The organism is Noviherbaspirillum sp. (assembly GCF_035654295.1).
GTDB lineage: Bacteria > Pseudomonadota > Gammaproteobacteria > Burkholderiales > Burkholderiaceae_D > Noviherbaspirillum.
On sequence record NZ_DASRXF010000185.1, the window covers coordinates 1 to 6639 of the forward strand.

A 6639-nucleotide genomic window follows, 5' to 3' on the forward strand; every position below is an offset into this window, starting at 1 on the left:
TCCCATGCGCGGACGTGTCTGGGAGCGCCTTGCAACCGATCTCAAGCCGCGCCATCTTGCTGCCGTCACGCGCCTCATTGACTTCGACCAGCTGCCCGGATGCTTTGACGACTATATTGCGGGCCGCGTAAAGGGGCGGACGGTTGTGCGGATTGCTGCGTAGTGGTTTGGTTTGAAGGGGACGGAAGATCCCGGTATGACGGTCCGCGGCCGGGCACCGTCATCGCCTCGGCGAGGCGGCCGCCGGCCGGGATTTCCAATGACGCGCCGGCCCGCCGCCGCGCCGAGGAGCGCACTGTGCGGCATGGTACCATTTTTGCCCGTGTCAGGCCGGGAGGAAAGGTGCGAAGCGTTGCGGTGCCGCCGATGGTTTCCTTCCTCCGGCAGGACCACCTCACACCCCTCTTGCGAACTCTGCAGCCGGCGAACCTGACGACTTGAGCACGACATGAGACTGCCACCGCTGAACGCCTTGCGCGTCTTTTATGTACTGGGCCAGACCACCAGCCTGCGGCGCGCAGCGGAGACACTGTGCGTCACGCATACCGCGGTGGTCCGCCAGATCAAGGAGCTCGAGGCATGGTTCGGCGTGAAGCTGGTATCGACAACGGTGCGCGGCACCGAACTGACGGCGGAGGGACGTCGCCTCTACACCTTTGTCGCAGAAAGCTTCAAGCTTCTGGAGCAAGGAACCGAAGAGATCAAGCCTTCGCGCCAATCCCAGGAACTGCGGATCTGGGCCTCGCCCGGCTTCGCCACCTTTTGGATTCTGCCGCGACTGGGCTCGTTGCAGGAAGCCTTGCCGGGCGTAGCGATCTCCCTTCTGCCCACCGAGCAGACGCCGTCTTTCTTCGACAACGAGGTCGATGCGGTGGTGCGCTACGGCTGTCCTACCGCACGTGATCTGTCGAACCACCTGGTCCTGCGGCCGCGGCTGATTGCTGTCGCGTCGAGAGCATGGGTGGAAAAGCATCCGGAAATCCGCCAGCCCAAGGACTTGCTGTCCGTTCCCCTGATCCACGAGCGCTATCAAGAGGACTGGCAGAACTGGTTCGATGCGCTGGGCATCAAGAATTGCGGCCACTTGAACGGGCCGCGCGTAGGAGTGTCCACCGCCGTGCTCGAGGCGGTGCACCGCGATCAGGGCCCGGGACTTTTCCCGGATGTGTTCAACGTGCAGAACACGCGCGGCGGACTGCAGCAGGTGGTCCCCGAAGCGCCGCGCATCGGCGGCTACTACTTCGTTACCAGGAGCGATCGCGAGAATGAACCGCGCATCGTGCGGCTGCGGGAGTGGTTGATGGACAATCTCAAGGACGCCTGAGCCTCCGCTGGTCGTTTGGTGTCGCGCTTCGTGATGAAGCTGAAGCTTCCTTTCCCGTAATCCGCATACACACTCGTTTTCCCCTTATCCAGCCCCGCCGGCGCCTACCCGGCGCCGGTCCGCGCAGTGGTGACTTTTTTTGTCCAACAAAGCCGGCTGTGGAAACATTTTTAGACCGCCCGGGTGAGAATTTTGTGCCTTACTGCGCGATCTTCCTGTTGCTAGCATGGTTCTGCTGCAACACGAATCACGAATGAACGTCCCCAGGCCGACGCGGATTTCGCCGGGCCGGCGGACAACGAATGCGAAAACACGGGAAGCAAAATACGATCAGGATGCCAGCGCGGGCTTTGCCCGTGGCGCCGGATGGTAGTGCATTTTCAGAGTTGAGGACGACACGCTTTCGATTCATTCGCCGGGTATCGTGACTGCCGCGAGGCTTCCGATAAACCAGATAATCCGTGCGCCCGGCGTTTGCCGGAGGTCGCATCGTAAAACAATGATTAAAGGTGAATCCATGCGAAAGCTCGCTTGCTTGCGTCCCCTATTGCTTGCTCCCGGGGTTCAATCCCGGCACCGGAACGATAGGGCAGGGCGGGGTACTGTTCGTCCGCCAGGCATGCAGCTGTTCCCGCTGTCTTCCCGTCGGCCGCCGGTCTCGACCCGAAAGTGCTTTCCGCAGGCATCCGTCCTACCGTCCACGGTCGTGACGGGCGTGTCCCATCCACCGCTTATTTGTCAGGTGCCAACATGAACGCAAACGATTCGATCGCGGCCATCGGCGCGACCTCGGCCACGCTACACGGATTCGCAGACCTTCGCGCGCTGCAGCACAGCGCAAGCCTGAAGCTGATCAAGGGCGGCCGGGGTATCTGGGTGTACGACGAAGCCGGCCGTCCTCTGCTTGAAGCTGCTTCCGGCATGTGGTGCGCCAGCCTCGGTTTCGGCGATCCCGAACTGGTCGAGGCAGCGATAGAGCAGTTCAAGATTCTCCCTTACTACCACACGCTGGGTGGAAAATCCGTCGTCCCGTCCGAGACGTTGTCGGAGCGGCTGCTTGCCAGGTCGCCCATCGGCAAGGGCAAGGTCTATTTTGCCTGCACCGGTTCCGAGGGTAACGACTTCCTCGTCAAGTTCGTGCGCTATGCGAACAACGCGGCCGGACTGCCGCAGAAGAAAAAGTTCATCTCCCGCACCAATGGCTACCATGGCGCCACGCTGGCGGCTTCGAGCCTGACCGGCATTGCAGGCAACCACAAGGGCTTCGATCTTCCCCTTCCCGGATTCCTGCATACCGCCGATCCCCACTACTATCGCAACGCCCTGCCTGGCGAGTCGGAAGACGACTTCTGCCAGCGCATGGTGAGCGAGCTGCGCGCCCTGATCGAATCCGAGGGGCCGGACACCATCGCCGGCTTCCTGGCAGAACCGGTCGGCGGGGCAGGGGGCGTGGTGATCCCGCCTGCCGGCTACTACGAGCGAGTGCAGCAACTGCTGCAGCGTTTCGGCATCCCGTTCTTCTCTGACGAGGTGGTTACCGGCATCGGCCGGCTGGGAGACTGGTTCGGCAGCGACACGATGGGCATCAAACCCCGCGCCATCGTCATGGGCAAGGGCCTGACCAGCGCCTACTTCCCGCTCTCCGCCGTCATTCTCGAGCAAGAGCTGGTGGACCGGATCACGCAAGGCAGCGACAGCAACGGGCGTTACTTTGCCCATGGAGCGACTTACGCCGGGCATCCCGTCGGCTGCGCCATTGCGCTCGCCGTACTCGATATCATCGAACGACGTAATATTCTGGATCATGTCAGGCGCGTGGCCGAGCTGTTCAAGCGGCGCTTGCTGGCGCTGCAGGAGCATCCCCTGGTGGGGCATGCCCGCTGCGTCGGCCTGGTCGGGGCGGTCGAGCTGCGGCCTGCCGGGGGCACGGCTGGCGATCCCGGCGGCGAACTGGTCAAGAAGGTACACGCGATTGCGGAAAACAAGCATGCCCTGATCTTCCGCAAGCTTGCGAACAACGTCTGTGCTTTTTCGCCTCCCCTCGTGATTACGGAGGATGAGATCAACGAACTCTTCGACCGTTTCACGGCCGCCCTCAACAGTGCAATGGCCTCTTGACCCCCAGCGAGCGGCCGTCGAACGCGGGCCGACTGCCTAACCGTCCCTTTAGGAGCGATGATGAATACAGGATTTTCTACCGCTTTGTCCCAGGATCTGGTGCGCAAGATCTCCTGGAGAATCACCCCCGTCCTGATGCTCATGTATTTCATGTGCATCATCGACCGGGTCAACCTGGGATACGCATCCCTGACGATGAACAAGGAGCTGGGGTTGACCGCCGCGCAGTACGGATTCGCCGCGGGCCTGCTGTACCTGACCTACATCCTGTGCGAGGTGCCCAGCAACATCCTTCTGCACAGGACCTCGCCGCGCATCTGGTTTACCCGGATCATGATCACCTGGGGCCTGTGTTCCGCCGCCACCGGCCTGATCCAGAACGAAACCCATCTGTACGCGGCCCGGCTCCTTCTCGGCGCTGCCGAGGCCGGTCTGTTCCCGGGGGTTCTCTACTATCTGACGCGCTGGCTGCCGCGCGAGGAACGCGTGTCGGTCGTGGCCATGTTCATGATGGCGGCGCCCATTGCATTCGTCGTCGGCGCACCGGTCTCCGGCTACCTGATCGACCACGCGGCCGTCTTCGGCTATTCCGGATGGCGTGCGATGCTGATCATCGAAGGACTTGTTCCCGTGGCGCTCGGCCTGATGTTGCCGTTTATCCTGACCAATACGCCGGACGAGGCAAAGTGGCTGACGGCCACGGAAAAGAGCGTGATCCGCAACGCCCTGGCGGACGAAGAAAAGTCGGCAATCGCCAGCGATCACGGCTTTCTGAAGGCGCTGGCGGACGGGAAGGTGTGGGCGCTGGGCTTCGTCTTCTTCGGCATCAACGTCACTTTCTCCATCCTGTTCTGGTTCCTGCCACAGATGGTCGCCGGTTTCAAATCCGCGCTGGGCGGGAACCTGACGACCGGCCAGGTCGGCATGATTTCCGCCTCGCCGTTCGCGACCGCTGCCCTCGCCATGCTTGCCTACGGCTTCTGGCTCAAGGGTAAGCCCACCACGGTGGCGCATGTGAGCGGCCCGATTGCGGTCGCGGCACTGGGCACGGTCATTCCGGCGCTGTCGGCTTCCCCCTACGTGATCATGCTTGGCCTTTGCCTGGCCGCCGCGGGCGCCTTCTGCGCAATGGTGTCCTTCTGGCAGCTGCCGCCGATGATCTTCAAGGGACGTACGGCGGCAAGCGGCATCGCAATGGTGGCGGCCATCGGCGTTTCCTCCAATGCGGTTATCCCATGGATCAACGGCTACATCAAGGATATGACTGGTTCCCTCAACGGTGCCATGATGTTCAACGGCGGCGTCATTGTCCTCGCCCTCGTGACGGCCATCGTCATCAGCCTGAAGCTGACGCGCCACAATCGCACCACCTTTGCCGAGGGCACCAGTGTAGGCAGTACCGCGCGCAGCTGAATTTCCGTTCAATCAACCGAGCACAAGCATGGTCCCTATCATCGGATACACAAGCAGGGCGTCGGCACGCCCGGGCGAGCAGGTCGAAGTCAAGGTGAGCTGCGATCAAGACGGCGCCTACGACGTCGACTTCGTCCAGATCCTGAGCGCCGACCCGAACCCCAACAGCACCGGCGTCCGGTACCGTGAAATCGCCGCGCCGTTCAACGGTTCATATCCGTCGCGAACGCAACAGGTCCGGCCCGGGTCGTATGGCGTGGTGGACATTCCGGACGGCACCAGGCTTGGCAGCGCATGGACCTTCTCCGTGCGCGTGCAGCCCTGGCTGCTGGACGAGACAAGCCAGACGGTCGCCGCGCTCGTCATGCAGCAGCCGCTGTCGATGTCGATCTCGGTTTCCGCGCGCGGCACGGAGCTCGCGTTGCCGTCCGGCCTGCAGCTGACGCTCGCGCCGATGCAGAGGAAAAAGTGGTACGAGTTACGGATCGTGAGCGACGGCGCCAGGGTTTCCTTCCACCAGGCCCCGCTCCACCGGAGAGACGGGGCAGCGGTCCACAAGACCGTGGTGGGAGGCCTGCCACCCGGCCTGGCATTGCAGCGCGTGGTTTTCGCTGCCGGCTGGGATGCGGGGTCGGCGCAGTATGCGCGCTTCTTCAACGGCAGGCTGGAGGATCCCGCCATCCTTGGTTCGGCCGTCGACAGCCCCGAGTTGCTGGACCTGGAAGGCGCGCTGGCGCACAACGTGGACGTAGCGCACTGGTGGGACTTTTCCGCCGACATCTCGGGCCAGGCCCTGACCGACCGCGGTGCCCGCAGGGCAGCGGGACGGGTCGTGAACCTGCCCACGCGTGCCGTGTGCGGCTCGCGGTGGTCCGGGCGGGAGATGAACTGGACCCGGGCGCCGCGCGACTATGCCGCCATCCATTTTCACGAGGATGACTTGTACGACTGCGAATGGGAGACCGACTTTATCGCCACCATCCCGCAGGATCTGCCCAGCGGCATTTACGGCTTCCGCCTGCGCTACGGGCGCAGCGAAGATGTCATCCCGCTGTATGTGCTGCCGCCCAAGGCGGCCGCCCGCAAGCCCGTCGCATTGCTCATTCCGACGTTCACCTACCAGGTATACGCCAATTTCGACCGCGCCAATTTCGATGACGCCTACCGCGCCCGCCGCGCCGACTGGGGAGCGTATCCGCACCATCCTGCCGAGCACCGCGAGTATGGCTATTCGACCTACGATCGCCACCGGGATGGAAGCGGGGTGATTCACTCGAGCGCGCGCCGCCCCGTGCTCACCGACCGTCCCGGCTATATCTGCTACGTGGACTTGAAGGGATCCGGCATCCGGCACCTGTCAGCGGACATGCATATCGTCGACTGGCTGCGCGCATCGGCGATCGAGTTCGATGTCCTTACCGACCACGACCTCCATCGCGAAGGCGGCGCCTTGCTCCAGGATTACCGTTGCGTCCTCACCGGTACCCATCCCGAGTACCACACCACCGAAACCCTGGATGCGCTGCAAGGCTACATCGACGGGGGAGGGAAGCTCGTCTATCTCGGCGGGAACGGCTTTTACTGGAAGATCGGCATCAGCACCAGTGTTCCCGACGTCCTCGAGGTGCGGCGGGCTGAAGGCGGCACGCGCGCATGGGCTTCCGATCCCGGGGAGTACTACCACGCGCTGGACGGCGCCTTCGGCGGCCTGTGGCGGCGCAACCGTCGCCCGCCGCAGGCACTTGTCGGGGTCGGCATGACTGCGCAAGGGTATTTCGAGGGAA

4 protein-coding genes are annotated in these 6639 nt (G+C 63.2%); all 4 read left to right on the plus strand.

Annotated features, from left to right (window positions below; genetic code table 11):
• Positions 1 to 448 precede the first annotated feature (448 nt).
• Positions 449 to 1324, plus strand: a complete 876-nt coding sequence (locus VFF99_RS17485) for a LysR substrate-binding domain-containing protein (protein ID WP_325020165.1) — start codon at positions 449 to 451, stop codon at positions 1322 to 1324.
• Between the two features lie 750 nt (positions 1325 to 2074).
• Positions 2075 to 3442: an aminotransferase class III-fold pyridoxal phosphate-dependent enzyme gene (locus VFF99_RS17490; protein ID WP_325020167.1), complete on the plus strand. Its 1368-nt coding sequence runs from the start codon at positions 2075 to 2077 to the stop codon at positions 3440 to 3442.
• An 84-nt stretch (positions 3443 to 3526) separates the two neighbouring features.
• The gene (locus tag VFF99_RS17495) at positions 3527 to 4855 is read left to right on the plus strand and encodes an MFS transporter (RefSeq protein WP_325020169.1); all 1329 of its coding nucleotides are present in this window, start codon (positions 3527 to 3529) and stop codon (positions 4853 to 4855) included.
• A 28-nt stretch (positions 4856 to 4883) separates the two neighbouring features.
• A partial coding sequence (locus VFF99_RS17500; protein ID WP_325020170.1) for a N,N-dimethylformamidase beta subunit family domain-containing protein occupies positions 4884 to 6639 on the plus strand: 1756 nt, incomplete at its 3' end.

What these genes read in the sequence shown, in the direction of transcription:
- VFF99_RS17485 (WP_325020165.1), top strand. Translation starts at nt 449, where the DNA reads ATGAGACTGCCACCGCTGAACGCCTTGCGCGTCTTTTATGTACTGGGC.
- VFF99_RS17490 (WP_325020167.1), top strand. Translation starts at nt 2,075, where the DNA reads ATGAACGCAAACGATTCGATCGCGGCCATCGGCGCGACCTCGGCCACG.